Source organism: Mesorhizobium qingshengii, assembly GCF_027563465.1.
Lineage (GTDB): Bacteria > Pseudomonadota > Alphaproteobacteria > Rhizobiales > Rhizobiaceae > Mesorhizobium > Mesorhizobium qingshengii_A.
In genome coordinates this window covers 92817-117454 of record NZ_JAPFQA010000010.1, presented here as the reverse complement: position 1 = coordinate 117454, position 24638 = coordinate 92817, and the positions used below count along the sequence as shown (strand labels likewise).

The following is a 24638-nucleotide window of genomic DNA, read 5'->3' as shown; positions in this document are numbered from 1 at the left end:
GTTTTCGGATAACATCATGCTCCATCACGGATAGGGGGCAAGCGGCGATGGTCGAAGTCACCCTCTGGGGCGCGCTCGGCCAGCTCGCCGGCGGCCAAAGCAAAGTCGAGGTCGAGGCCAAGGACATCAGGGAGCTGTTCAGGAAACTGGCTGAACAGTATCCCGCCTTCGAGCCCTTGATCGACCGCGGCATCGCGGTGGCGATCGACGGGACGATCTATCGCGATACGTGGTCGAAGGAGTTGCCGCAGGGGGCGGAGATTTTCCTGATGCCGAGGCTGGCCGGGGGGTGAGGGGGCAGACGCCCCGCCAAGGTTAACATCAAGCTCTCGAACGGCTTGGCGGGGCCGGAAGCGGAACGTCCGCGAGCATGGCGCGATCGTCGAGGTATTGGTTGGTCCGGCTGCGCCGCCTGGAACTGAAGACGCCGTACTCTGCGTGGCGGCAGTGCCGCGTCGATTCGGTCTCGAACGCAGGACGCGGCGACCATCCTCCTCTCGCTCCGTGCCCGAATGCAGCGACATCCCCGCGCGCAATCCCATCGCGCGCTGGAAAACCTGCCCAGGCCGCCCGCGGCGCGCCTCCAAATGTGAGTTTTCTGTGGCAAGGGCCGAGACGGACTGCTATGGCCGATGTGGGGATGCCTGCGTAGCAGAATTGATTTTTTTATTTGGGGGCGGGCGATACTCTTCGCCCAGGCAATGATTTCAAAAATGCTTTTTGTGTTCGGACTTGTTTCGGCAATCCGCAACCGCTCAAGATATGTTCAGGCATCGCTCGCATGGCTTCTTGTGGCGCTCTTTCAACTGGCCCTCGTATCGCCTTCCTTCGCGATATCTGCCGGCTGCAGTCAAATCAACGCGACGTGGGGTGGCGGGCTCTCGGTCTCGTCGAACGCTGAACAATATCTAACGTACAGCCTCTTGGCCGGTGAGAAGCTCACCTACTCCGCCACGACGTCGGGAAATACGAATGCGCCCTCCGACCCTTTCAACGGTTCCGGATTCGCGCTTTACGAGCATGACGAAATCGTCGGCGGGCTGAGTACAGCCGTCGTCATTGTCGAGCAGTACGGGGCAGCAGGCGCTGAACTCAATCTCGGTGGCAATTATGTTCTGCCCGCGGACGATACCCATTTCACAGTCTATGTCTGGAGCATTGCACCTGGGTCGGCCCAGGCGACGGTGACCTGCTCGGCCCCGCCGACCGTGACGGCGCTCTCGCCGACATCCGGGTCCCTGGCCGGCGGCAACTCGGTCGTGATCACCGGCACGAACTTCACCGGCACCACGGGCGCCGGCGGCGTGAAATTCGGCTCAACGAATGCGACGAGCTATACCGTCAATTCCGATACCCAGATCACCGCGACGTCGCCTTCCGGCACCGGCACGGTCGATATCAGGGTCACGACCACGGGCGGCACGTCGGCAACGTCGGCCGCCGACCAGTTCACCTATGTCGCGGCGCCTACCGTGACCTCGATCTCACCGACGGCGGGACCGCAAACGGGCGGCACGACCGTGATCATCACCGGTTCGGGCTTCTCGGGCACCACGGCGGTGACGTTTGGCGCAACCGCGGCGACAGGCTTCACGGTCAATTCCGCAACCCAGATCACCGCAACGTCGCCCGCCGGCACCGGCACGGTCGACGTCAGGGTGACGACGGCAGGCGGCACCTCGGCCACGTCAGCCGCCGACCAGTTCACGTATGTCGGAGCTCCGACCGTCAGCTCGATCTCGCCGACGTCTGGGCCCGGCGCCGGCGGCACCACCGTGACCATCACCGGCACCAACTTCTCGGGAGCGACGGCCGTCACCTTCGGGGCGACCCCGGCGACAGGCTTCACGGTCAACTCTGCAACCCAGATCACCGCGACGTCGCCTTCCGGAACCGGCACGGTCGATGTCAGGGTAACCTCCGTCGGCGGCACCTCGGCAACATCGGCCGCTGACCAGTTCACCTATATCCCGTCCCCGACCGTCACCTCGATTTCGCCGACCGTGGGCCCGACGTCCGGCGGCACCACCGTGACCATCACCGGCACCAACTTCACTGGTGTAACGGCTGTCACCTTCGGTGCCACGGCCGCAACCAGCTTCACCTTCAACTCCGCCACCTCGATCACCGCGACGTCGCCTTCCGGCACCGGCACGGTTGATATCAGGGTCACGACCGCGGGCGGCACCTCGGCAACGTCGGCCGCCGACCAGTTCACCTATGTCGGGCCACCAACCGTGACCTCGATCTCGCCGACATCGGGACCCTTGGCAGGCGGCACGACCGTGATCATCACCGGTTCGGGCTTCTCGGGCACCACGGCGGTGACGTTCGGCGCGACTGCGGCGACAGGCTTCACGGTCAATTCCGCAACCCAGATCACCGCAACGTCGCCCGCCGGCACCGGCACGGTCGACGTCAGGGTGACGACGGCAGGCGGCACCTCGGCCACGTCAGCCGCCGATCAATTCACCTATGCCGCGGCTCCAACCGTGGCGGCGGTCGCGCCAGCGGCGGGGCCGCTTGCGGGCGGCACCTCGGTGGCGATCACGGGCACCGGGTTCACGGCTGCGACGGCCGTGACGTTCGGTGCGACAGCGGCAACGAGCTACACAGTCAATTCCGCGACGTCCATTACCGCGGTCGCCCCCGCCGGCGCCGGGACCGTCGATATCAGGGTGACCAATCCAGGCGGGACCTCCGCCACGTCGGCGGCTGACCAGTTCACCTATACGGCGGCACCGACGGTGACGTCGATCTCGCCAACCTCGGGACCGGCGCCCGGCGGCACCTCGGTGACCATCACAGGCAGCGGCTTCACGGGTGCCACAGGGGTGACTTTCGGCGCTACGGCCGCGACCAGCTTCACGGTCAATTCCGCAACTTCGATCACAGCGACAGCGCCAGCCGGCACGGGTGCCGTCGATATCACGGTGACGACCGTGGGCGGAACATCTGCCGCCACTGCCGCGGATCAGTTCAGCTATCTTGGCGCCCCGGTTGTCACATCAATCTCGCCGACGACAGGTCCAGCGGTGGGGGGCACCTCGGTGACCATCACCGGATCAGGTTTCACGGGAACGGCTGGCGCTGGCGCAGTGCGGTTCGGTGCGGCGAACGCGGCCAGCTACACGGTCAATTCGGCGAACTCGATCACGGCGGTCTCGCCATCCGGCACGGGCACGGTGGACATCGTCGTGACCACCAATTCGCAAACGTCCTCCGTCACGGCCGGCGATCGCTTCACCTATCAATCGGCGACGACGCAGACCACGCTGGCGTCGTCACAAAATCCGAGCCAGTTCGGACAACCCGTAACATTCACTGCAACTGTCTCCGCGACAGGTGGAACGCCCGCGGGCACGGTCACATTCGCCGACGGAGGCGTGACGATCGGATCCGCAACCCTGTCGGGCGGCGCAGCGACCTTCACCGTCTCGACGCTTGCGATCGGCAGCCATACGATCACGGCCAGCTACGGCGGCAGCACGACGTTCGCGCCGAGCACCTCGCCGTCGCTCGCGCAGACGGTCGACGTGCCGATCGACAGCGTGCGGCTGCGGGCGCTTCAGCTCAACGTCACCAAGGTGGTGGCGCAGACCTCGGGCCAGGCGATATCAGGCGCGATCGATGACGCGATCGCCGACAGCGTCAACGAAGACGCTACCTTCGTGACGCCAGGCAATGGACACATACGCTTCAATTTCTTCGCCGACCCAACTGATGATGTTCAGGCCGGGCCAACGGCAAGCGTACCTGGAATCGCCAGCAGCGCTTTCGGCCCCGACGGACGCCGCAACGCGTTCGGAGCGGCCCCAGGCAGCGGCTCGCGGGTCGAAGACGCCTTTGCCGCTATCAATCAGCAGATGCCAGAGAAGGCGCCTCCGAAATTTGAGCAGACGAAGCAATGGCTGCTCTGGGCCGACGTGCGCACCTCGGGCATCGATCGCTGGAACACGACGAACAACAATGGCGTGCCGCAGACCTCGGAAGCTTCGCTCTACGGCCAGCAGGTCAATGCGTTGATGGGCCTCACCTACAAGCCCATGCCAAACCTTGCGATCGGCGTGGTCGGCGGCTGGGAGACCTTCAGCTATACGGAGGAGGACATCAACGGGAAGCTGAAGGGCGACGGCTGGACCGCAGGCGCCTATCTCGGGTGGAAGATCCTGCCGACGTTGCGTTACGATGCGGCCGTCACCTACTCCGGCATCGGATACAATGGCATTGCCGGCACCGCGCAGGGCAATTTCACCGGCGAGCGCTGGATGCTTTCGAGCGGCCTGACCGGCACCTACAAGACTGCCGGCTTCCTGATCGAACCATCCGCGAAGGTCTACGCGCTGTGGGAGCATGAGAACGCCTATGTCGACTCTCTCGGCACCCAACAAGGCATCTACGACTTCATGAGCGGGCGCGCCTCGGGTGGCGTGAAGGCCGCATACCCGTTGCCATGGCTGGATAGCGGCATCGTGCTCACGCCTTTCGCCGGGCTCTACGGCGACTATTACTTCAACATGGAGGATAGCGGCGCGATCCTCGCCGCAGGTGGCCTCCCGCCGGCGTCGACAACCCGGCTGCAAGGATGGTCGGCGCGCGCGACCGGCGGTCTCGCCGCCCGCTTCCCCGGCGGAGCCGGTGTCGCGATCGGCGGAGAATTCGGCGGACTTGGCAGCAACACGCGGACCTGGACGTTGAGCGCGAAAGCCCAGATGCCATTCTGACGCCTGCGCTATCAATGACTGATCGGGCGGCGCTCTCGCCGTGCTCGCGGCAATTCCCTCCTAGATCTCGCGTCTGCCGGCGAGGGATCGCATCGCCGGCGGCGCGTTCGACGATCGATCGCAGGAGGTCCGCCTGGCCGACGAGAACCGCATCCTTGTCGGCGAGCGCGGCGAGCGTGGCGGCTTCCTGCCGATAGCGCTGGGGTCATGCGGTCGTTCTCTGGCACCGGCTGGTGGCAGATCAGGCCATCTGGCGCTGGTCGTCGGCGCACAGTTGGTTTTCCTGGCGTCGTAGCCAGAGCAGTAGAACAGGTTGATGCCGACCCTTGGCGAGCGCTCGTAGAAGCGGCTCATCTCGTCGCGCCCAAAAGGGGCGGAGATTTTGCTGATGCCGAGGCTGGCAGGGGGGGCGCGGCGCGCTTTCATCGGCGACCAGGACTCGGGCTGTAACCCGGACTCCAGTCGGACTCTTCACAGGCTCTCAGTCGCGCCTTGCCAGTTGGCGAAGTGGCGAATGGCGTGCACCGCGTCGGGGTTGGTCACGGGATAGCCCGTGATGAAGCCTTCGACCGAAAAGTCCGGGAATTCAGCTTTCAGGCGGGCTTCGATCCTGGCCGCCTCGACGGCCTCGCCCACGGCCCTATGCGCCAGCGCCAGGAACAACAGCACATGCGGAGAATCCAGCGTACTTCTGCGCAGCGCCGCGATGGCTTCCCTCTGCCTGCCGGCCGTGAACAGGATGCGGCCCAGCATGCCGAAATACCAAGGTGGGGCCCAGCGGATTGAGGCGCATGGCGCGCTCGATGAGCGGCATCGCCTCGGCCGGATCGCCAGCGACCAGCGCCTTGCTGCCGGCCAGCAGCGCCAGTGTATCGGCATGGTTGGAGCCATATTCGAAGGCGCGGCGATACGCGCGCTCGGCTCCCGCGAGGTCGCCGAGACATCCCCTGAGATCGCCAAGGCAATTGCAGGCAACGCTGTCCATCGGATCGAGCAGAATCGCCTTTTCAACCGCCGTCCGCCAGTTCTCGATCGAGCCCCGCGCATCGTCGCCGAAGCCGTTGGCGCCCTCGATCGAATAGGCATAGGCAAGCGCGGTCCAGGCCCTGACCAAGGTGGGGTCAAGCTCCAGCGCGCGTGAAAACAGGCGTATCGCTTCGGCAGTGCCGGCGCGGCTGAATGTGTCCTGCTGTTCAACACCAAGCAGATAACAGTCGTAGGCCCGCAGACTGGCCGGCGGTTTGCGGCGAATCGCGTTGCGGCCGACCGTGGCAAGCGCTCCGTAGCTGCCGGCGATCACATTGATGACGCTTTCGGTCAGGCTGTCCTGCAGCGTGAAAATATCCTCGACCTGACGGTCGTAGCGCTCGCTCCACAGGTTGACGCCATTGCCCGCGTCGGCGAGCTCTATCGACAACCGAACCCGCCGCTCGTCGGCGCGCAGTTGGCCCGACACGATATAGGTGGCGCCAAGCGCCTTGCCGTCGGCGGCGAAGTCGGCGGGCTTGCTGCCCAGGGATTTCATGGTGTGGAAGGCGATGACGGGCAGATCCGCGTAGCGCGCCAGATCGATGGTGATGTCCGACGACAGGCCGTCGGCAAAGCGGCGCCAGCGCTCTTCCGAATTCAGGCATTCGATGGGAAATATCGCGAGCACGGGAGAGCCGTCTGGCGACAGCCCGTCCATCCCCGCGCTGATAGCGCCATTGATATGCGAGGCAAGCGCGACCTTGTTGCGCACGCCGAGCTTGTCGTAGATCGAGGCGAGATGGGTGCGCACGGTCGACGGGGCGATAAACAGCGCCTCGCCGATCTCGCGATAAGTCAGTCCGGCGGCGAATTTTTCCGCCACCGCGCGCTCCCGATCGGACAGCGCGTCGTGACCTGGCGAAGATGTCGCGATGCGGCTCATGGCAGATCCGATCGGCACGGTTTCAGCAATTGCCGAGGCAAAATACTACAAATGCAGGAGGGCGAATACATCATCTGCCCGATCGCAGCGCATGCGGACTCGATGCAAGCTCCCTTACAGCAAAATGGGCTGCAATGGGCCAAGGGAGGCTTTCATGCGAGCTGTTCCGATTGCGCTGGTATCCGCGATCCTGGGTTCGTCCGCCGCGCCGGCGCCGTCGTTCGCAAGCGGATGCAGGCAGCTGCTGGAGTCGGACGTGAAAATCGCCAGCATGCGCCTCTATGCCGACATCCTGGCCAATGCCGCCCGTAAAGGCTGGAACTACGCGCCTGAATCGATCGTCAGCGGCTCACAGCGGCATTTCGACGAGATGAAACTCCGCTTGATCGACGTCGGCTATGAGATCGTTCCCGTCGGGGCCCAGCCGCCTTGCGGCCTGGCAGGCTGATCGCCAAGTCGTTCTGGCGCTCGGTTTCAGACCGATGACATGGTCGCCCCGACGCTGGCTAGTTCCAGTAGCGGAATACCCTGCCCATCCTGTTCGGCATCATGAAAATCTCCTCCGCGCGACGAAATCCGGCATCCCGCCCCATGTGGAGCCAGGTGTCGGCGGTTTCGGGGAAATCGGCCACAAGCATATGCCGTTTCATGGAAGCGAACTCCTCGTCGGAAAGGGTTGACCATCTGTCGCGCTGCAAGGAGAAGCGGGCGAGCCAGGCGGCGCGATCCTCTCCCTCGAACAGGGTCGGCTCCCAGATGACGAACAGGCCCACGCCGCCCAAGGCCCTGCGGGCGTGCCGCACCAGCCTCGCCTTGCCTTCGGTCGCCAGGTGGTGCAGCGACATGCCGATCCAGATCACGTCGAATTCGCGGCTCCGCCGATACCGATGAGACAGTCAGTGCGCAGTGCCCGGGTTTTGGAGCGACATCAGCGGCGCTTCGAACTTGCACGGGTAGACGTCAGCCAATTCGTGACGCTAGTAACCGGCGGCGAAGCCGGCTGCAGACAAAGCGACCGTGCTTCGGATACAGTTCCGCCGGGAGCGACGCTCATCGAGGGAGGATATCGAGGTGAATGAAGCCAGTCCAAGGCCGCTCGCGGAGATCGCCAGCTATCATGCCCATATCTACTATGACGGGCAGACCGAGCGGCAACATGCCGAATGGCTGCGCCTTCGCATCGCGGAACGTTTCCGAGTACGCCTGGGCGCCTGGCACGACCAGAAAGTCGGTCCGCACGACCAGGCCATGTACCAGGTCTCGTTCGCCAACGAGATTTTCGGCTCGCTCGTTCCGTGGCTGATGCTGAACCATGGGGAGCTCAGCATCCTCATCCATCCGAATACGATCAACCCCCGGCGCGACCATCTGGTCGATCCGGTCTGGATCGGCCGGCCGCTGGCCGTGCATGGCGATATCCTTCCGGACGATCATGAGGCGGAAGAGGCGCTGGAGCCCAATACCGAGCCGTCGCTGCAGGCATAGCGGTTCCCAGCGCAACCGCGACCTCCAATGGTCGCCGCTCCTAGTGCACCACCGCGCGCCACATCGTACCTGCTCTTGAACGCCCGCGAGGATGCGCGCTCGAATTGAACCCGCAGGCGATTTCCGAGATCGAGGCCGAGGCGCGGGCGAGCGGTTCCACTCAAAGTCGGCGGACGAGCTGCACCGGCTTTGTCGAACAGGCCGGTGTTCATCCGTTGAATCGAACTTTGGCGCCAACTTGCTGTTCGCCAACAGTCTTTTCCGGTCTCGCCTGCTCCGGCTATGCGAGCAGGCCGTGAATGGTGGCTGCAACAGCCGCGGGCGCGTAGGGCTTGGGCAGGAAGACGCCACCGCTCGGCATTGCGTCCCGGGCCGGCTGTTGCTTGCCCGAGGTGATGATGATCTTGACCGGCGGCCAGCGGTCGCGCACGGCGGCCGACAGGCGCAGGCCATCCATCGAACCCGGCATGTCGATGTCGGTGAACAGGATGCCGATGTCCTGCCGGCTCTCCAGGATGCGGATCGCCTGGTCGGCGTTGCTCGCCTCCAGCACGCCGAACCCCGCCTCGCGCAGTTCATCGGCGATGGCGAACAGCAGGAAGGCTTCATCTTCGACGACGAGGACGGTGGCGGGGCTTTGAGTGGTCATGGCATGCCCTATGTAGTCAGTAAGGTGCGGTCGGCAACTGGGGTGCAGGCGCGTCCAGCACGCATTCGACGCCGTCGGGGTGGTAGTCGATCCGGACCGTTCCGCCGAAATCGGTGCCGAAGACGCGCTCGATCAGGAAGCGGCCGAAGCCGCGCCGGCTGGGCGGCGTCACCGGCGGGCCGCCGCTTTCGCGCCAGCGCCAGATCAGCCTAATGTCGCCCGGCCTGTCGTGCGAGGGCCGCAGCGACCAGTCGATCGACACCTTGCCGTCCGGTGTCGACAGCGCGCCGTATTTCAGCGCGTTGGTGGCCAGTTCGTTGACGGCAAGCGCCAGCGTCAGTGCCATCTTCGGGTTGATCGGCAGCGCCGGGCCCGAAATCGAGATCTGTTCGAGCGGGACGCTGGCGATGGTGTTGTCGACCACCTCGCGGATCGAGGCGCTGGTCCAGCGGGTCTTGTTCAGGATGTCATGGGCGTTGGCGAGCGCGCGCAGGCGCTCGTTGAAGGTGGCGCTCGCGGTGGCGATATCGGTGTTGCGCAAGGTTTGCGAGGCGATGGCGGCGACCATCGCCAGGATGTTCTTGATGCGGTGTTCGAGCTCGTGGGTCAGCAGTTCCTGTCGCGCCTGCGCCTCGCGCCGGTCGGTGACATCCTGCAGGACGCCGAACATCTTGACCGGCTTGCCGGTCTCGTCATGGACGAAATCGATATGGCGCGACAGCCAGCGCAACTCGCCGGTGTCGGGCCGCCGGATGCGGTATTCCACAGCCGGCACGGCGGTGCCTTGCTCGCGCGTCTCCCGGTTGGAACGGACGTCCTTGTCCTCCGGAATGACGATGTTTTCCAGCACGGAGATGTCTACGCTATCGCGCGGGGTGAGCCCCCAGAGCCCCCAGAAGCCCTCGGAGCCGACCACGGTTCCGCTGGCGATGTCGAGCTCGAGTGCCGCAATGCCGGCTGCATTTTGCGACAGCTGCAGGCGGCGCTCGCTTTGCAGTAGGGCCTGTGCCACCTGCTTCTGCTCATCGATATCGGTGTTGGTGCCGATCCAGCGCAGGATGGCGCCGTCGGCGTCGCGGATCGGGACGGCGCGCGCAATGAACCAGCGATAGATGCCGTCATGCCGGCGCAGCCGGAACTCGGTCTCGTAGAATGTGCCGGCGGCCAGCACCTGTCGCCACTTTTCCGCGGCCGCGTCGATGTCGTCGGGGTGCACGATATCGGCCCAGTCATGACCGTCGAGTTCGCCCGGCTGCGCACCCGAATAATCGTAGACGCGCGGGTTGAACCAGTCGAGCAGTCCCTCCGGCGTCGCCGTCCAGACGTGGTTCGGCATCGCCTCGGCGAAGGTGCGGAACTGGGCCTCGCTCTGGCGCAGCGCCTGTTCGGCGACCAGCCGGTCGGTGACGTCGACGCCTTGCACGAAGATGCCGAACACCTCGCCAGCGGGGTTGCGCACCGGCTGATAGACGAGGTCGATGAAGCGATCCTCGATCGCGGCACCCGGCGTGCGCTGCAACTCGGCCCTCAGCGCGTAGCCGACGAACGCCTCGCCGGAGGTGAACACCCGGTCGAGCAGCTCGAAGAAGCCCTGGCCCTCTATCTCCGGCATGGCCTGGCGGATCGGCAGGCCGATGAGGTCGCGATGGCCGACGAGCTGCATGTAGGCGGCATTGGTCAGCTCGACGACATGCCGCGGACCGGACAGCATGGCCATGAAGCCCGGCGCCTGTTCGAACATCTGGCGCTGGCGGTCGCGCTCGCCGGCGCGCCAGCGCTCGGCGGCAACCTTGGCGGTCGTCTCGATGACGATGGCGATGACGCCGGCCGGTTCGCCGCTTTCGTCGAGCACCGGTGAATAGTCGAGATCAAGCCACACCTGTTCGGGCTTGCCGGTGCGGTTCAGCGTCAGGACCTGCTCGCGATAGGCAAGCGTGCCGCCGCCGAGGCACACCTTCATGATGTTGTCGTTGAAGTCGGCCACTTCAGGCCAGCCTTCGCGCACCTTGGAGCCGAGCAGTCGCGGATGGCGGCCGCCGGCAAATTCCGAATAGCCGTCATTGTAGATCATGACGCCGTCCTCGCCCCACAGCATGACGATCGGCACCCTGGAGCGCAGGATCAGCGACACCGCCGTCTTCAGGCTCTGCGGCCAGCCCTCGATCGGCCCGATCGAGGTCGAGGCCCAGTCATACACGGCGATCAGGCGACCGACCTCTCCGCCGCCGGTGAGGAAGGCATGACGACGATCTTCTATCGCGGTCTTACTGGTTGGTGGCATGGCGTCTCGCGGATCGGTCGGCGTTTGTTCGAATTTCGATTGGTCGTCGCTCATGTGTCAGGCCGGGCGCCGCTCACCAGTCCACCATCAGCCGTCACAGCCCATGAAGCTTCGCGCCACGATCGCGTGCTGCCGGGCTTTCCCGCATTCGATGAGGTCGTGATCACATGCATGCCCCGAGGGCCAAAACCCCGGGACAGGGCGATCGGTTCCCGAGGCATGGGCATTTTCCTTCGGACGCCAGAGGCCTGGCCACGCAATGGTCCGCTATTCGATCTATTTTCTTTGCCAGCCGTTAATCCGGTTTCTTTGCAAGCCGTTAATCCGGACATGCTGTCATTAAGCAGCTACTAATGAGTCATCATGCGGGGGGTCGCAATGACCAAGAATCTCGGCAATGCACGCTATGTACCGCCAAAGGACACGAGAGGTTCCTTCTTCAGCAAGGCCGCGCCGGCGCTGTTTCCGCTGGTCGTGGTGGCGCTGGGCTACGTGATCGGCCGGCAGTTCTTCGGCCTGTAGCGCGCCGGCGCGGCCGCTCGTTCAAGCCGCACGCCTACGCTTCCGGTCCGCCACCCACCTCCGCCCTGGCTTCCGTGGGGCGGATGCGTTCGCTGGCCAGAAGCACGACGGGGCAGGCGACGGCGGCAAGCACCGCCGTGGCGGTATCGCCGAAGAACAGTTCTTCGCCCGGTCTTTGCGTGACGCCCATCACCACCATCGCGGCCCCCTTGGCGACCTCCCTGGCGATCGCCCTGTCGGGCGTGGCACGGGTGCGCAGCGCGGTGTCGACCTGCACGCCATAGCGAGCGGCCAGATCGGCGATATCCTTCAGCATGGCCTCCTCGCGCCGGTGGGAGACGGAGGTGGCGCCTTGCCGTGCCGCCTGCGACACATAGAGAACCTTGACCCGCGCCCGGTGCGGCCGTGCCAGCGCCAGGGCGAAATCGGCGGCGCGGCGCGAGACTTCCGTGCCGTTGACGGGGACCAGCATGGTGGTGCCGGCTTTCAGAACAGGCATCCTGGCCGCGGACCTGGCGCCGTTCAGCACGAGGCATAGCGGACCGTCGAAGCCGCCGGTGATGGCGTGCAGCGCGCCGGTGAAGGATCCCTTGGCCGTCACCATGGTCTCCAGCCCGACCAGCAACAGGCCGTAGCCCTTGCGGGCTTCCTCGGCGATTGTCTCAGCGGTGGCTTCGGACTCCGTGCGGGTGGTCAGATGCACCTTCTCCACCGATGTGTCCTCGGCCTTGCTGACGGCCCTGGCGCTTCTCGCGGCACCCTTCCTGACCTCGTTGCGCGCCCGCTCCGGGCCGCCCTTGTCGCCGGCCGGGCCGGCGATCCTGCCATCCTTGAGGTGGAGAAGCGTGGTCGGCATGCCGCTGCCGCCGCCGACCAGCCCCGCCAGATAGGCGGTGAACTTGCCGGCCGGGCTGTCGTCGACAAGCAGCAGGAGCCGCTCCAGCTTCGAGACGAAGCCGCGCTCGTCGAGCAGCTCGCGCTCGACGCGCTGCTTCTCCGCGTGTCCGACCGGCAGCCGGCCGAGCGCCCAGCGCAGCATTGGCGGCATGGCGAGCGTGGTGATGACGGCCATGGTGACGATCATGGTGAACAGATTGTGCGAGAGGATGTTCATCGACAGGCCTATGCTGGCGACGATGACCTCGGTCGAGCCGCGCGCGTTCATGGCGCTGCCGACGGCGGTGGCCTCCTTCAGCGACATGCCGGCCAGCTTGCCGCCGATGAAGGCGCCGCCGAACTTGCCGATGCTGGCGATGGCCACCAGCGCCAGCGTCAGCAGCGCCAGCGTCGGATCGGTGAGCACGGTGAGGTCGGCGGAAAGGCCGGCCATGCCGAAGAAGATCGGCATGAACAGAGCGGTGATGACGCCGCGCAGCTGACCCTCGATGTGGTCGGACAGGATCGGCGATTCACCGACCAGGATGCCGGCGACGAAGGCGCCGAGCACGGTGTGGACGCCGATCAGATTGGTGATCAGCGCCATCACGCCCATGATGATGAGGATGACGGTGATGACGGCGTATTCGCTGCGGAAGGAATCATTGCTCCAGCGGATCAGCGTGAACACCAGGCGGCGCCCGAGGGTGAAGGAGAACACCATGAACAGCGCCACCTCGGCCACGGTGGTGATCAGCGGCAGCACCTGCAGGCTGCCATTGGTGGCGATGCCGAAGGTGATGGCGATGATCAGCCAGCCGATCGTGTCCTCGATGATCGCCGAGGAGATGATGACCTGGCCGAGATTGCGGCGCATGAAGTTCATCTCGCGCACGACCATGGCGACGATCTTGACCGAGGAGATCGATAGCGCCGTGCCGAGGAAAAGTCCGGCGACGATACGCTGCGTCGGTGCGGGCAGCAGCGAGGCGGGCAGGAATTGCGCCAGCGCGAAGCCGCAGGCAAAGGGCACGATGATGCCGGCGATCGAGATCGAGAAACAGGCGGCCCCCACCCGGCGCACGAGGCGCAGATCCGTCTCCATGCCGGTCAGCAGCAGGAGCAGCAGAATGCCGAGCTGCGAGACGGCGTCGATCATGCTTTTCTGCGCCGGGTCGGTCGAGAAGATCAGGTGCTGCGCGTCAGGCCACAGCCAGCCGAACAGCGACGGCCCGAGCAGTATGCCGCCGATGAGCTGGCCCATGATCGCGGGCTGGCCATGACGCTGGAAGATCTCGCCAATGCCGCGGCCGACCAGCAGCAGAAGCACGATCTCGGCGACGAACAGTCCCTCCGCCGAGCCGCCCATGCCCGAGGCGTGGCCGGCCGGTTGCGCGGCAAAGACATGGCCTGCCGGCGCCAGGGCGAGAACGGCCAGCAGAACAGCGGCCGCAACAATGCGTGGCGTCGTTGCCGGTCGACGGTTCATGGGTTCCCTCAAACACCGCGGCGGAGTGACCGTCACAACGCGCCGGCCATCGTTTGCGTTGCAACCGTCGTCAGGCGCCGGTCTCAGACATGGACGTCGCCGAAGGACAGCTCGCCGTCATCGCGCGCCGCGAAAAACACGATGGCGAGCAGGCTAGCATAGAATGCCGCCACGATGACAATGATCGCCACACCGGGAATGGGGCCAAGGGCGGCGCTGTCGACGGCCTCGCGAAGCGAGCCGGCGAACCCGGTTCCGACACCGGCGGCTTGAAGGCTGGGTGTCGAAATCTTCAGACCCCAGGCCAGCAGCAGGATCAGGAAGAGGTAGATGTAGTTGCGGCGCAGGCGGCGCGCCAAAGCGGCACGTTGCGACAGCAGAAACTTCGGCGCGCGCAGGCCTTCGCCGACGATGAGCAGCCAGTCCGAGGCGAAGTCGGGCTGCGGGGAGAAGATCTGCGCGAAATAATGACGCTCGAACTGGCGCACGCGGGCCCGGTAGAAGTCGAAGAAGCGATAGCGGCGCGCCTCGATCCACAGCAGCAGCAGGATCAGCAGCATGGCGAACAACAGCACGCCATGATGCGCGCTGGCCGTGGACAGCGACACCGAAAGCATCGCCGCCACCACGGTGATCGCCCAGTTCGTCGTCCTGTCAAGCCGATCGCGCCATCCCGCCATGCGTGCGATCTCGGCGCGGTGAAAATGCGACAGCGTGTTCACGCGCTCCGCCGATGACAGGACGGGGCCCGCGGGCTTTGCCGACGCATCGTTCATGGCATCCTCCGGCAAAGACTAGAACAGTTTGCCGGCAACATAGTTCCCTGGCGCGGGTCGAGACGGCCTGTTCACTCCGGCCCGCCGATCCAGTCGACCACAAGCGCGATGAGGCCAAAGGCGGCACCGATGGCACAGACATCGGGCCAGCCGCCCAAAGTCCATGCGATCCCCGCCAGCATCGAGCCAGTGGCGCCACCGATGAAGAAGATGCCGACGAACAGGCCATTGAGGCGGCCGCGCGCCTTCGGCTGCAGCAGGTTGATGGCGCGGCGGCCGAGCGTCTGGTCGCCGGTGACGCCGATGTCGAGCAGCACGGCGCTGACGCCCATCAGCGCCAGCGGCCACCATCCGGCTGTGGGTTCGGCTGACCCCGCCCAGGCCGCGAGGGCCATCGCGCCGATCAGCATGAGATGGCAGGCGATGGTGGCCGAGCGCGTCCAGCCACGGTCGCCGGCGCGGCCGAACAGCGGCGTCACCACCGCGCCGCCGGCGCCGACCAGCGCGAACAGCGCGATGCCGCGCTGGCCGAGGTCGAAAGGCTGTTGCGCCAGGCGCAGCGCCACCGCCGTCCAGAACAGGCTGAAGGCCGCCATCACCAGCGCCGCCGTCAGCGCGCGGCGCCGCAGCACCGGCTCGTCGCGCAGCAGGTCGAACAGCGAGGCGATGAGCGCGCCATAGGACGATCTCGCCGCCGGGCGCCGTCGCGGCAGGGTGAAGGCGAGCACGCAGGCGAGCAGGATGAGGGCGGCGGCGCTGAGGCCGTAAAAGGCGCGCCATCCCCAGGCATCGGCGATAAGGCTGGCCAGCGGGCGCGCCAGCAGGATGCCGACCATCAGCCCGCTCATCACATCGCCGATGACGCGGCCATCCTGTCCGGGCGGCGCCATCGAGGCGGCGATCGGCACCAGGATCTGGATCGCCGAGCAGGCCGCGCCGAGGATGAACAGGACGATCAGCAGCGCGGCGGCGGTGGGCGCCAGTGCGGCGCTGCCCGCCGCAACGGCCGCCGCGACCAGCATGCGCAGGATCAGGGCGCGGTTCTCGACAAGGTCGGCGAGCGGCACCAGGAAGAACAGGCCTGCGGCATAGCCGAGCAAAGTGGCCATGGCGACGAGGCCGACGCTCGCGGCGTTGGCGCCGAGCGATGGCCCGATCAGCCCGACCAGCGTCTGCGGGGCGAACAGATTGGTGACGATGACGCCGACGGCGGTGGCAAACAGCAGCGTCTGCGAGCCGCTGATGGTCGCGGCCGGCGCGGCCAGTTGGCCGTCATTGGTGTCGAGCATGGAGTCCTCACTGAAATTGCATATCGAGCGAGGACTTTATGCCAAAGCATTATCATGCTACAATTCAATCAATTCGATGATGATTATGCGAGATACGCATGAATATCCATGACCTCGAAGCCTTCATCGCCGTGGTGGAGACCGGCTCGATCGTCGGCGCCTCGGCCAGGCTCAACCTCACCCAGCCGGGCGTGACGCGCCGCATCCAGAACCTCGAGGACGGGCTGGCGACGGCGCTGCTCGACCGCCAGTCGAAGCCGCTGAAGCCGACCGCATCCGGGCGCGAGGCCTATGAGCATGGACGGCGCGTGCTGCGCTCGCTCGAGGATTTGAAGGCCGGCGTGTCGCCGCAAGGCGAGGTCAAGGGCGAGTTCCGGCTTGGCATCATGCCCTATCTCTCGGATGCCGCGCTGGCGCTGCCGCTCGACACTTTGCGCGCCGCGTTTCCGCAACTGACGCTGCGCATCTCTTCCGGCTGGTCGCCAAGGCTGGTGGAGCAGGTGGCGCGCAGCGAGCTTGACGCGGTGGCGGTGTGCCTTGCCGAGGGCGTCACTCCGCCGGACGAACTCGTGCGCGACGATCTCGGCCTGCAGTCGGTGCTGCTGGTCGCGTCCCCCGGCCTTGGCGTGCCCAGGCCCGCCGACCTTGCCTCGCTGTCGCGCTTCCCCTGGGTGATGAACGAAAACGGCTGCGGCTTTCGCGCCTTCATCCGGCAGAGTTTCGAGGCCGCGCGGCTGCCGTTCCAGGTCGGGGTGGAAGCGCTCAGCGTCGATCTCAGAATGTCGCTGGTGGCGCGCGGCCACGGCATCGGCATCGTCACGCCCGGCGCCTTCGCCGACAGCCGCTGGCGCGATGCCGTCGAGGTCATCGACTGCCCGGACTTCAAGCCGCAGGTGCGCGCCTGGCTGCTGCACCGCCCGCCCGCTGGCCGGCTCAGCCGCCCGATCGCGCTGTTCCGCGACGCGCTGTTCGAAGGGCTTCAGGCGCCGATGCCGCTGGTATCTTGAGTGGCGACCAGCCGGCCGTTGCGAGCATTTGTTGAATCCGGCCAAGCTGTTGAGCGTGGCTGCTCAGATTCTGATTCCATGTCTGGACGACCCTGACCCTTGAGATTTGAACTGCTTTCAGCAAGATGACGGCAAGGCTGAGGACGCGAGAATGAACAAAGCCATGTCCGGCAAGCCGGCCCGAAAACCCACCACGCGCAAGGCGCCGATGGCGCTGACCGAGGCGCTGGTCGCGCGCACGTTGCGCGCGGTCGAGGATGCCGGGCCGGTGCCGGGCATGGTCACCATGACCGACGCGGATTATGCGCGTTTCCGCGACGAGGTGCTGGCAACGGCTCCTGCGGGGCCACTGAACCTGTTCGCCTATGGCTCGCTGCTGTGGAAGCCCGCCGGCGAGGTGAGGGGCGGCGCTCGGGCGGTGGCGACCGGCTGGCACCGGTCGTTCTGCTTCACCGTGCAGCGTTTCAGGGGCACGGTCGAGCAGCCCGGCCTGATGATGGCGCTCGACCGTGGCGGCCAGTGCCAGGGCATGGTGTTCGAGATCGCCGAACCGGTGGCGGCCAATCTCGAAGCGCTGCTGCGCCGCGAGATGACCATCCTGCCCGCCGTCAACGTGCCGCGCTGGCTGCAGGTCAAGACGGAAGGCGACGTGTCCCGCGCGCTCGGCTTCGTCGTCGATCCCGGAAATCCACGCTATGCCGGCAAGCTAGACAAGCGGGCGATCGCGGCGACCCTGGCCAGGGCTGCCGGCCATTGGGGTTCGGGCGCGGAATATCTGTTCGAAACCATCCGCCACCTCGACGCCTGCGGCATCCGCGACCGCAATCTGTGGCAATTGCAGGAACTGGTGGCCGAGGAGATCGAACGGGAGCGCCCCTGACGCCTCATCCGTCCCTCAGCCACACCAGCATTTCGCCGGGCTCGCGATTGGCCCAGGCGAAGTAGGGGATGGCGGTCAGGCGCGTCTGCGTGGTGGCCGGCGGTTCCGGCCTGTAGAGCCCACCCTGCCAGCCATCGCCGGCGTCAGCTTGCGCCGTGGCTGAAAGCGTCACCACGCCGCCGAGAAGCTCCGGCCGCTCCCGCGCTTCGACGCTTGCCGTCCTCGGCAGCGTCAGGCGATGCAACTGGCTGTCATTGTCGGTCGCCTCGACGCAGTAGACCAGCGGACCGCGCGACAGCGCGACACGGCCGGCATCCTGGCGCACCCTCGGGTTGGCGTAGAGCCGCTCGATCGGCATTTCGAGATCGAGCCGGACGCGGTCGCCCTTTTTCCACGTGCGCCGGATCGCTGCGTAGCCGTCGCTGGTGACATCCGCCAGCTTGACCGCCTCGCCATTGACCTCGAGCGCGGCGTTGCTGCTCCACGCCGGGATGCGCAGATGCAGCGTGAACTCGACCGGCGCCTGTGGCTCGACGGTGATCTCGACGGCGCCGTCCCAGGGATAGCGGCTTGCCTGCGTCAGGTTCACGGGTACGCCTGAGATATCGAAGCGGGCGGTCGAGTCGCCATAGAGATGAACCGCCAGCGCATCGTCCGCCAGGCTGTAGAAATAGCTGCCGATCGAGGCGACCATGCGCCCGACATTGGGCGGGCAGCAGGGGCAGCGGTGCCATTTCCATCTGTTGTGCCGGCCCCGGCTTTCCAGCGGGTTTTCGTAGAAGAACAGCGAGCCGTCGAGCGACAGGCCCGAGATCGAACCGTTGTAAAGCGCGCGTTCCATCATGTCGGCGTAGCGCGCGTTCGGCCCCATGCCGAGCATGCGGCTGGCCCAGAACACCAACCCGACCGCCGCACAGGTCTCGGCATAGGCGGTTTCGTTGGGCAGGTCGTAGTCGCTGGTGAAGCCCTCATTGTGCGCCGACGGCCCGATCCCGCCGGTGATGTAGAGGTTCTTGGCGGTGAGATCGTCCCACAGCCGGTCGAGCGCCACGCGCAGGCTCTCGTCGCCATATTCGGTGGCGATGTCGGCCATGCCTGAGTAGAGATACATCGCCCCCACCGCGTGGCCGACGACCTTGTCCTGCTCGCGCACCGGGATGTGCGACTGGCTGTATTCATAGGTCTTGAAATGGTAGGCCTTCGGGTCGGCGCCGCGGGCGCGCGCCTCCTCGTCGAAATAATGCGGCTCAAGCCCGCGCTGGTCGATGAAGTATTTCGCCAGCTCCATGTATTTCTTCTCGCCGGTCACCCGCGCCAGCTTGACCAGCGCCAGCTCGATCTCCTCATGGCCGCAATAGCCCTTCTTCTTGCCGGGCTCCGGCCCCAGCACCGAAGCGATGTGGTCGGCATAGCGGCACATGATGTCGAGCAGCTTGCGTTTTCCGGTCGCCTGGTAATAGGCGACCGCGCCCTCGATCAGGTGGCCGGCGCAATAGAGTTCATGGCAGTCGCGCAGATTGGTCCAGCGCTTGCCCGGCTGGATGCGCTGGTACCAGCTCGAGAGATAGCCGTCCTCCTGCTGCAGCCTGCCATACATGTCGATGACGGCGTCGATCTTCTTTTCCAGTTCGGGATTCTTGCGCCGGTAGAGCGAATAGGCCGCAGTCTCGATCGTCTTGCCGAGATCGGAATCCCAGAACATCTGCGTGGTCACCGTCGAGCCGGTGAATTCCGCGCCCTGGCGGTCGGCTTCGTCGGGGGAGGGCGAGTGGAACGGGATGACGATGCCGGGCGAGGGCCGGTCCGGATCGATCTGCTCCAGCATGCGCGCCTCGACGCAGCGGTCGTAGAGGATGTCGGCGGTGCGCGCGGCGACCGCGTCGGCGCGGTCGCCCCAGAAGCCGTGCACGTCGACCTGCGGCACCGGCAGCGGGCGGAAGGCGAGCTTCGGGTTTCCGGTTTTTGCGGATGGCGATGCGGTCATGAACTTACTCCATTCGGTCTGTCTATTTGACGGCGCCGGCCATCAGGCCGCGGATGTAGAAGCGCTGCAAAGCGAGGAACAGGATGAGGCACGGCACCATCATCACGGTGACGCCGGCCTGTACCGCGCCCCAGTCGATGGCGCCGAAGCGGCCCGACTGCAGCGCCGTCATCATCACCGGCAGCGTGAACTTGGACTGGTCGGTCATCAGCACCAGGGCGGCGAGGAACTCGTTCCAGGCGCCGAGAAAGGCAAACAGCGCGATGGTGACGACGCCTGGCCAGACCAGCGGCAGCATCACCTTGAGAAGCATGGTGGCGTTGCTGGCGCCGTCCATGCGGGCGGCCTCCTCGATCTCGCGCGGCACCGCGTCGAAAGCGTTGCGCATCATGAAGATGGAGAACGGCAGTTGCAGCGTCACATAGACGCCGACCAGGCCGGTCAGCGTGTTGTGCAGGCCAAGCTTGGTCAGCACCAGGAAGATCGGCGTCAGGATCGACTGGAACGGGATCATGATGGTCGACAGGATGAGGATGAAGAACAGGTCCTTGAACGGGAAGCGGAAGCGCGAAAAGCCGTAGCCGGCCAGCACGCTGACGACGACCGACAGCACCACGGTCATCACCGAGACGTAGATGCTGTTCTGCGCCGAGACCCAGAGCCCGTCGCCGAAGGTGTCGAGCGTGGCATAATTCTCCAGCGAGAATCCTGACGTTGGCCAGGGCGGCAGCGGTGGCAGGCGCGCTTCGGCTGCCGGCTTGAAGGTCGAGAGCACCGCCCACACGATCGGCGCCGCGAACAGCAGCGAGGCGATGATGCCGGTCGAGTGCTCCGCGATGCGGGCGGCGAGCTTGCGGTTGCGGGAGGCGGCCTGCGCCATCAGTCGAGACCCTCGGGCTTGCGCAGCAGCCACAGCTGGACGAGGCTGAGCGCCACCAGGATGACCAGCAGCACCATCGAAAGTGCTGCGCCATAGCCGAGCTTGAACGACACGAAGGACTGGTTGAAGATCCAGTAGACCGCCGTCAGCGTCTGGTTGCGCGGACCGCCGCGCAGGATGATGTAGAACTGGTCGAAGGCGAGGATCGAGCCGGCGACCGACAGGATCAGCGCCAGTGCCAGCGTGCGGCGCATCAGCGGCAAGGTGATGGCCCTGAACCTGGCGAACGGCCCGGCGCCGTCGATGATGGCCGCTTCCTGCAGATCCTGCGGGATCGACTGCAGGCCGGCCATCAGGATGATCATGGTGAAGCCGGCGACCTTCCACACGACCATGGCGATGATCGACCAGAAGGCCGGCTGGAAGGTGGCCAGCAGGTTGAACTTCCTGTCGATCAGGCCCAGCTCGTAGGCGGCCGGGCTGAACAGTCCGGAATCGACGTTCAGGAGCCATGACCAGAGCAGGCTGGCCGAGGCAAAGCCGACCACCGCCGGCATGAAGAACATGGTCCGGTAGAGATTGGTCAGCGGGCGCGGCCGTTCGACGAACAGCGCCGCCGGAAAGGCGACCGCGAAGATCGCGATGGTGACGATCACGGTGTAGTAAGCGGTGAATTTGAGCGCGTTCCAGAACCTGGTGTCGCGCAGGATCGCGACATAGTTGCCGAGGCCGATATAGGTACGCTCGCCCATCAGCGGCCAATTGTGCAGCGACATCCACGCTGTCATGCCAAGCGGGATGAGGAAGAAGACGACGACCAGCGCGACGGCCGGCGCGACATAGAGCAGGCCGATCCACTGCCGGCGCCCGGCACCGACCAGTTTTCTGGCGCGGGGCGGGGCGGTGGTTGTTGCGATGGTGGTCATGGCTGGCTTGTTCTTCCACTGGATCCAGTTGGCCGTCCTACCTCCCCCTTGTGGGGAGGTCGGACCGCAGGTCCGGGTGGGGGACGGCGCCGACCCCCACCCCGCTGCTTCGCAGCGACCCTCCCCACAAGGGGGAGGGTAAGGCGCGCCGGCCACCCGCCCAGGGAGACAGGCGGGCGACCGGATCGGGACCTTCGACGGCAGGCGCGTTGCGCCACCCTGCCGCCTGTCAGCCCCTTATTTCTGCGGCGCCTGGTCGATGATCGACTGCATGGTCTCCTGTGCGTTCGCTATCGCGCCGTCGACGTCGTCGCCGAAGAAGACCTCGTTGATCATCTGCGTCCACGGGCCGTTGGCGGAGTTGATCAAATCGTTGAACACCACCGAATAGGGCGTGCGGCCCTTGGCCATGGCCTCGGCGGCGATCTGGTAGCGCGGATCGAGATCCTTCAGCGCGTCCTTGGCGATGTCGCCGCGCACCGGCAGGCTGCCATATTTGGCGAGGATGGTCTGGCCCTCGAGCGAATAGGCGAAATCGAGGAACTCCTTCACCACGGGCAGTTTCTTGGTGCCCTTGGTGACGACGAAATTGTCGCCGCCGGCAAAGGACGACCAGTTGCCGTCCTTGCCCGGCAGGAAAGTGACACCGTAGTCGACATTTGGATACTGCGTGTTGAGCGCGCCGATGGCGAAGGCGCCGGACGGCGAGATGCCGATGTTGCCGGCGGCGAAGGCGGCAAAGAAGTTGGCGCCGGTGTCCGTCTGGGCGCCCGCCGGCACCAGGTCCTTCTTGACCATCGAGCGGTAGAGATCGATGGCGCCGCGCAGTTGCGGGCTGTCCAGCGTCGCCTTCGAGCCGTCCTCGGAGAGGATATCGCCGCCCGAGGCCCAGATCAGCGGCGTGAAGGTGAAGATGTTGCAGCCGCCGCAATTGCCGGAGAAGTAGAAGCCCTTGATGTTGCCGCCGAGCGCGTTGACCTTCTCGGCGTCGGCCGCGATCTCGGCCCAGTTGGCCGGGCCTTTTTCGGGGTCGAGGCCGGCCTGCTTGAACAGCTTCTTGTTCCAGATCAGCACCGAGGCGTCGGCGGAGAAGGGCAAGCCGTAGATGTGGTCCTTGTAGGTGCCGGTCTTCACATGCGCCGGCGACGGGCTGGCGAAATAGGGCAGCGACCTGGCCCAGTCGGTGATGTCCTCCAACTGGCCGGCGGCGGCGAAGGACGGCGTGTAGATCAGGTCGAGCGAGAGCGCGTCGGGCGCGGTGCCGCCGGCGGCGGCCGCGCCATATTTCGGGATGATCTCGGCGTTGGGGATGATGTCGAGCTTGATCTGGTTGGTGTGGCCCTTGTTGTAGGCGTCGACGATCCTCGGCATGAAGTTCGAGCCGTCGGCGCGCACCCAGATGTTGGCGGTTTCGGCGGCGGCAGTGCCGAGACCGCTACCCAGAACGGCAGCGGCCAGGGCCAGTTTGGCAATCAGGTTCCTCATGTTCTCCTCCTCCACGGTTGGCCGCTGTCCGCGGCTTGGCGCCGATCACGCGGCGCTTCGTTTTCAGCCATCCGGCGGATGGCCGCAGGACTGACGCACCACCAGCCGGCACGGCAGTTTTCGAATGCCCGGCGCGGCGGGCTGGCCGCCGACCAGCGACAGCAGGGTCAGCCCGGCCTCTCGTCCAAGTGCGACCAGGTTCATGTCGACAGAAGTCAGCGGCGGGCGCGTCGCCTCGGCGACGATCTCCCAATTGTCGAAGCCGATGACGGCGACATCGCCGGGAACGCCGAGGCCGCGCTCGCGCAAGGCATCGATGACGCCGCGCGCGATCTGGTCGTTGCCGCAAAAGACGGCGTCCGGCCTTTCGCGCTTCCCGTCGAACAGGCGAGCCACCGCCTCATGACCCCAGGCTTCCGACCACGAGCCGAGCAGCGGCTCGGTGACCGGCAAGCCGTTTTCGGCGAGCACGTCGCGATAGGCCTGGGCGCGGGCGTGCACCACGGCGAAGCTCGCCGGCCCGGTGACATGGGCGATGCGTTTGCGGCCCAGCCGGCACAGATGCTCGACGGCCAGCCGCGCGCCGCCGGCGTCGTCCGAGACGAAGGCGATGGCGTCGGGATCGGGCTGGGTAAAGGCATAGATCACCGGGACACGCAGATTGCCGAGGTCGACCGGCAGATGGCGGTCGATGCGCTTGCCGGTGGCGATGATGCCGTCGACGCGCTTGTCGAGCATGGCGTCGACATGCAGCTGGCCCAGCCGCGGATCCTCCTCGACATTGCACAGGAACACCGAGACGCCATTGTCGACCAGCGCGTCCGAAATGCCCGACATCAGCGGCAGCGAGAAGCGGCCATAGGTATCGTTGGTGAGCAGGCCGACGGTGAAGCTGCGCCGCCTGAGCAGGCTCTGCGCCAGGCTGTTGGGCCGGAAACCGAGACGCCGGGCCGTCTCGCGGATGCGCTCGCGCGTCTCGGCGGTCATCCGCCCCTGATCGTTGAGCGCCTTCGAGGCGGTGGCGACGCTGACGCCGGCCTGCGCCGCCACGTCACGCAAGGTGACGGGCTTGGAAAAGACCGGAACAGGCTGATCGTCCAATGCCATCGCGCCGAGAATCCTGAGCTGGGAAAAGGTTTTCTCTTACAGTCCTGAATCAAGCCCGGCGCGCGGCCAAGCCCGATCGAAGATGTTTGGAAAAACCTTTTCTCAAATCAGGCTAGGCCAGTTTGGGTGGTCGTTCAAGGGGAAAAGTGGTCTGGATCAGGGATCGTTCGTTCCAGCAACCATTCCGAGCGCTGGTGCTGCCCCTCATCGCCCTGCCAGCCCCTTCTCCACGTATAGTGACGGGGAGAAGGGGCTGGCCGCAACCTCGGCGCTCTCTTTGCAACGTCGGCGATTGGCGAAACCATCAGTGACAGCGCCCCTCTCCCCGTCCCTGTACGGGGAGAGGATGCCGGCAGGCAGGTGAGG

At 65.8% G+C, this 24638-nt stretch carries 20 protein-coding genes; 7 read left to right on the top strand and 13 right to left on the bottom strand.

Going from position 1 to position 24638, the window contains the following annotated elements:
- The first annotated feature begins 47 nt into the window (after positions 1–47).
- Positions 48–293 (top strand): MoaD/ThiS family protein, encoded by a 246-nt coding sequence (locus OOJ09_RS21230; RefSeq protein WP_269907071.1) that lies wholly within the window; start codon positions 48–50, stop codon positions 291–293.
- Positions 294–923: 630 nt separating this feature from the next.
- Positions 924–4724, top strand: a complete 3801-nt coding sequence (locus OOJ09_RS21225) for an IPT/TIG domain-containing protein (RefSeq protein WP_269907070.1) — start codon at positions 924–926, stop codon at positions 4722–4724.
- A gap of 471 nt (positions 4725–5195) precedes the next feature.
- Here the strand turns inward: OOJ09_RS21225 and OOJ09_RS21220 are convergent, their stop codons facing one another.
- Positions 5196–5393, bottom strand: coding sequence for a hypothetical protein (locus tag OOJ09_RS21220; RefSeq protein WP_269907069.1), 198 nt, complete (start codon positions 5391–5393; stop codon positions 5196–5198).
- A complete protein-coding gene (locus tag OOJ09_RS21215; RefSeq protein ID WP_269907068.1) occupies positions 5365–6636 on the bottom strand; it encodes a LuxR C-terminal-related transcriptional regulator in 1272 nt (423 codons plus the stop codon). The genes OOJ09_RS21220 and OOJ09_RS21215 overlap by 29 nt, the downstream gene beginning before the upstream one ends.
- Between OOJ09_RS21215 and OOJ09_RS21210 the strand changes: the two genes are divergently transcribed.
- Positions 6635–7084, top strand: a complete 450-nt coding sequence (locus OOJ09_RS21210) for a hypothetical protein (RefSeq protein WP_269907067.1) — start codon at positions 6635–6637, stop codon at positions 7082–7084. The two genes, OOJ09_RS21215 and OOJ09_RS21210, sit on opposite strands and share 2 nt — an antisense overlap.
- 58 nt (positions 7085–7142) lie before the next feature.
- On the opposite strand, the gene OOJ09_RS21205 is transcribed toward OOJ09_RS21210, so the two are convergent.
- Positions 7143–7496 (bottom strand): hypothetical protein, encoded by a 354-nt coding sequence (locus tag OOJ09_RS21205; protein WP_269907066.1) that lies wholly within the window; start codon positions 7494–7496, stop codon positions 7143–7145.
- 211 nt (positions 7497–7707) lie between these two features.
- Between OOJ09_RS21205 and OOJ09_RS21200 the strand changes: the two genes are divergently transcribed.
- Entirely contained in the window at positions 7708–8121 is a 414-nt protein-coding gene (locus OOJ09_RS21200) for a DOPA 4,5-dioxygenase family protein (RefSeq protein WP_269907065.1), read from the top strand.
- Positions 8122–8401: 280 nt separating this feature from the next.
- Here OOJ09_RS21200 and OOJ09_RS21195 read toward each other — a convergent pair whose 3' ends face one another.
- Both OOJ09_RS21195 and OOJ09_RS21190 read right to left on the bottom strand, forming a co-directional pair.
- Entirely contained in the window at positions 8402–8770 is a 369-nt protein-coding gene (locus OOJ09_RS21195; RefSeq protein WP_269907064.1) for a response regulator, read from the bottom strand.
- A gap of 16 nt (positions 8771–8786) precedes the next feature.
- Positions 8787–11051: a PAS domain S-box protein gene (locus OOJ09_RS21190; RefSeq protein ID WP_269907063.1), complete on the bottom strand. Its 2265-nt coding sequence runs from the start codon at positions 11049–11051 to the stop codon at positions 8787–8789.
- Between the two features lie 378 nt (positions 11052–11429).
- Here OOJ09_RS21190 and OOJ09_RS21185 point away from each other — a divergent pair, with 378 nt between their 5' ends.
- Positions 11430–11573, top strand: a complete 144-nt coding sequence (locus OOJ09_RS21185; RefSeq protein ID WP_269907062.1) for a hypothetical protein — start codon at positions 11430–11432, stop codon at positions 11571–11573.
- A gap of 34 nt (positions 11574–11607) precedes the next feature.
- Here OOJ09_RS21185 and OOJ09_RS21180 read toward each other — a convergent pair whose 3' ends face one another.
- The 3 genes from OOJ09_RS21180 to OOJ09_RS21170 form a co-directional block, all read right to left on the bottom strand.
- A complete protein-coding gene (locus OOJ09_RS21180) occupies positions 11608–13818 on the bottom strand; it encodes a cation:proton antiporter (protein WP_420107531.1) in 2211 nt (736 codons plus the stop codon).
- 203 nt (positions 13819–14021) lie between these two features.
- A complete protein-coding gene (locus tag OOJ09_RS21175) occupies positions 14022–14714 on the bottom strand; it encodes a DUF2270 domain-containing protein (RefSeq protein ID WP_269907060.1) in 693 nt (230 codons plus the stop codon).
- 71 nt (positions 14715–14785) lie between these two features.
- Positions 14786–16003 carry an MFS transporter gene (locus OOJ09_RS21170; protein ID WP_269907059.1) on the bottom strand — a complete coding sequence of 406 codons (1218 nt, stop codon included), beginning with the start codon at positions 16001–16003 and terminating at the stop codon, positions 14786–14788.
- Positions 16004–16101: 98 nt separating this feature from the next.
- On the opposite strand from OOJ09_RS21170, the gene OOJ09_RS21165 reads away from it, so the two are divergent.
- Positions 16102–17010: a LysR family transcriptional regulator gene (locus tag OOJ09_RS21165; protein ID WP_269907058.1), complete on the top strand. Its 909-nt coding sequence runs from the start codon at positions 16102–16104 to the stop codon at positions 17008–17010.
- A gap of 151 nt (positions 17011–17161) precedes the next feature.
- The gene (locus OOJ09_RS21160; RefSeq protein ID WP_269907057.1) at positions 17162–17890 is read left to right on the top strand and encodes a gamma-glutamylcyclotransferase; all 729 of its coding nucleotides are present in this window, start codon (positions 17162–17164) and stop codon (positions 17888–17890) included.
- A 4-nt stretch (positions 17891–17894) separates the two neighbouring features.
- On the opposite strand, the gene OOJ09_RS21155 is transcribed toward OOJ09_RS21160, so the two are convergent.
- From OOJ09_RS21155 to OOJ09_RS21135, 5 genes are all read right to left on the bottom strand, one after another.
- On the bottom strand, positions 17895–19874 hold the full coding sequence (locus OOJ09_RS21155; protein WP_269907056.1) for a glycoside hydrolase family 127 protein: 1980 nt from the start codon (positions 19872–19874) through the stop codon (positions 17895–17897).
- A 22-nt stretch (positions 19875–19896) separates the two neighbouring features.
- Positions 19897–20754 (bottom strand): carbohydrate ABC transporter permease, encoded by an 858-nt coding sequence (locus OOJ09_RS21150; RefSeq protein ID WP_269907055.1) that lies wholly within the window; start codon positions 20752–20754, stop codon positions 19897–19899.
- The gene (locus OOJ09_RS21145; protein WP_269907054.1) at positions 20754–21680 is read right to left on the bottom strand and encodes a carbohydrate ABC transporter permease; all 927 of its coding nucleotides are present in this window, start codon (positions 21678–21680) and stop codon (positions 20754–20756) included. The genes OOJ09_RS21150 and OOJ09_RS21145 overlap by 1 nt, the downstream gene beginning before the upstream one ends.
- A 237-nt stretch (positions 21681–21917) precedes the next feature.
- Entirely contained in the window at positions 21918–23165 is a 1248-nt protein-coding gene (locus OOJ09_RS21140) for an ABC transporter substrate-binding protein (protein ID WP_269907053.1), read from the bottom strand.
- A 63-nt stretch (positions 23166–23228) separates the two neighbouring features.
- Positions 23229–24272, bottom strand: coding sequence for a LacI family DNA-binding transcriptional regulator (locus OOJ09_RS21135; protein WP_269907052.1), 1044 nt, complete (start codon positions 24270–24272; stop codon positions 23229–23231).
- Positions 24273–24638 lie beyond the last annotated feature (366 nt).

Excerpts from the sequence above, each read along its gene's own strand:
- OOJ09_RS21165 (WP_269907058.1), top strand. The coding sequence starts at position 16,102 with ATGAATATCCATGACCTCGAAGCCTTCATCGCCGTGGTGGAGACCGGC.
- OOJ09_RS21185 (WP_269907062.1), top strand. The coding sequence starts at position 11,430 with ATGACCAAGAATCTCGGCAATGCACGCTATGTACCGCCAAAGGACACG.
- OOJ09_RS21135 (WP_269907052.1), bottom strand. The coding sequence starts at position 24,272 with ATGGCATTGGACGATCAGCCTGTTCCGGTCTTTTCCAAGCCCGTCACC.
- OOJ09_RS21145 (WP_269907054.1), bottom strand. The coding sequence starts at position 21,680 with ATGACCACCATCGCAACAACCACCGCCCCGCCCCGCGCCAGAAAACTG.
- OOJ09_RS21230 (WP_269907071.1), top strand. The coding sequence starts at position 48 with ATGGTCGAAGTCACCCTCTGGGGCGCGCTCGGCCAGCTCGCCGGCGGC.
- OOJ09_RS21175 (WP_269907060.1), bottom strand. The coding sequence starts at position 14,714 with ATGAACGATGCGTCGGCAAAGCCCGCGGGCCCCGTCCTGTCATCGGCG.
- OOJ09_RS21210 (WP_269907067.1), top strand. The coding sequence starts at position 6,635 with ATGGCAGATCCGATCGGCACGGTTTCAGCAATTGCCGAGGCAAAATAC.
- OOJ09_RS21215 (WP_269907068.1), bottom strand. The coding sequence starts at position 6,636 with ATGAGCCGCATCGCGACATCTTCGCCAGGTCACGACGCGCTGTCCGAT.
- OOJ09_RS21195 (WP_269907064.1), bottom strand. The coding sequence starts at position 8,770 with ATGACCACTCAAAGCCCCGCCACCGTCCTCGTCGTCGAAGATGAAGCC.
- OOJ09_RS21160 (WP_269907057.1), top strand. The coding sequence starts at position 17,162 with ATGAACAAAGCCATGTCCGGCAAGCCGGCCCGAAAACCCACCACGCGC.
- OOJ09_RS21180 (WP_420107531.1), bottom strand. The coding sequence starts at position 13,818 with ATGGGCGGCTCGGCGGAGGGACTGTTCGTCGCCGAGATCGTGCTTCTG.
- OOJ09_RS21150 (WP_269907055.1), bottom strand. The coding sequence starts at position 20,754 with ATGGCGCAGGCCGCCTCCCGCAACCGCAAGCTCGCCGCCCGCATCGCG.
- OOJ09_RS21190 (WP_269907063.1), bottom strand. The coding sequence starts at position 11,051 with ATGCCACCAACCAGTAAGACCGCGATAGAAGATCGTCGTCATGCCTTC.
- OOJ09_RS21170 (WP_269907059.1), bottom strand. The coding sequence starts at position 16,003 with ATGCTCGACACCAATGACGGCCAACTGGCCGCGCCGGCCGCGACCATC.
- OOJ09_RS21140 (WP_269907053.1), bottom strand. The coding sequence starts at position 23,165 with ATGAGGAACCTGATTGCCAAACTGGCCCTGGCCGCTGCCGTTCTGGGT.
- OOJ09_RS21155 (WP_269907056.1), bottom strand. The coding sequence starts at position 19,874 with ATGACCGCATCGCCATCCGCAAAAACCGGAAACCCGAAGCTCGCCTTC.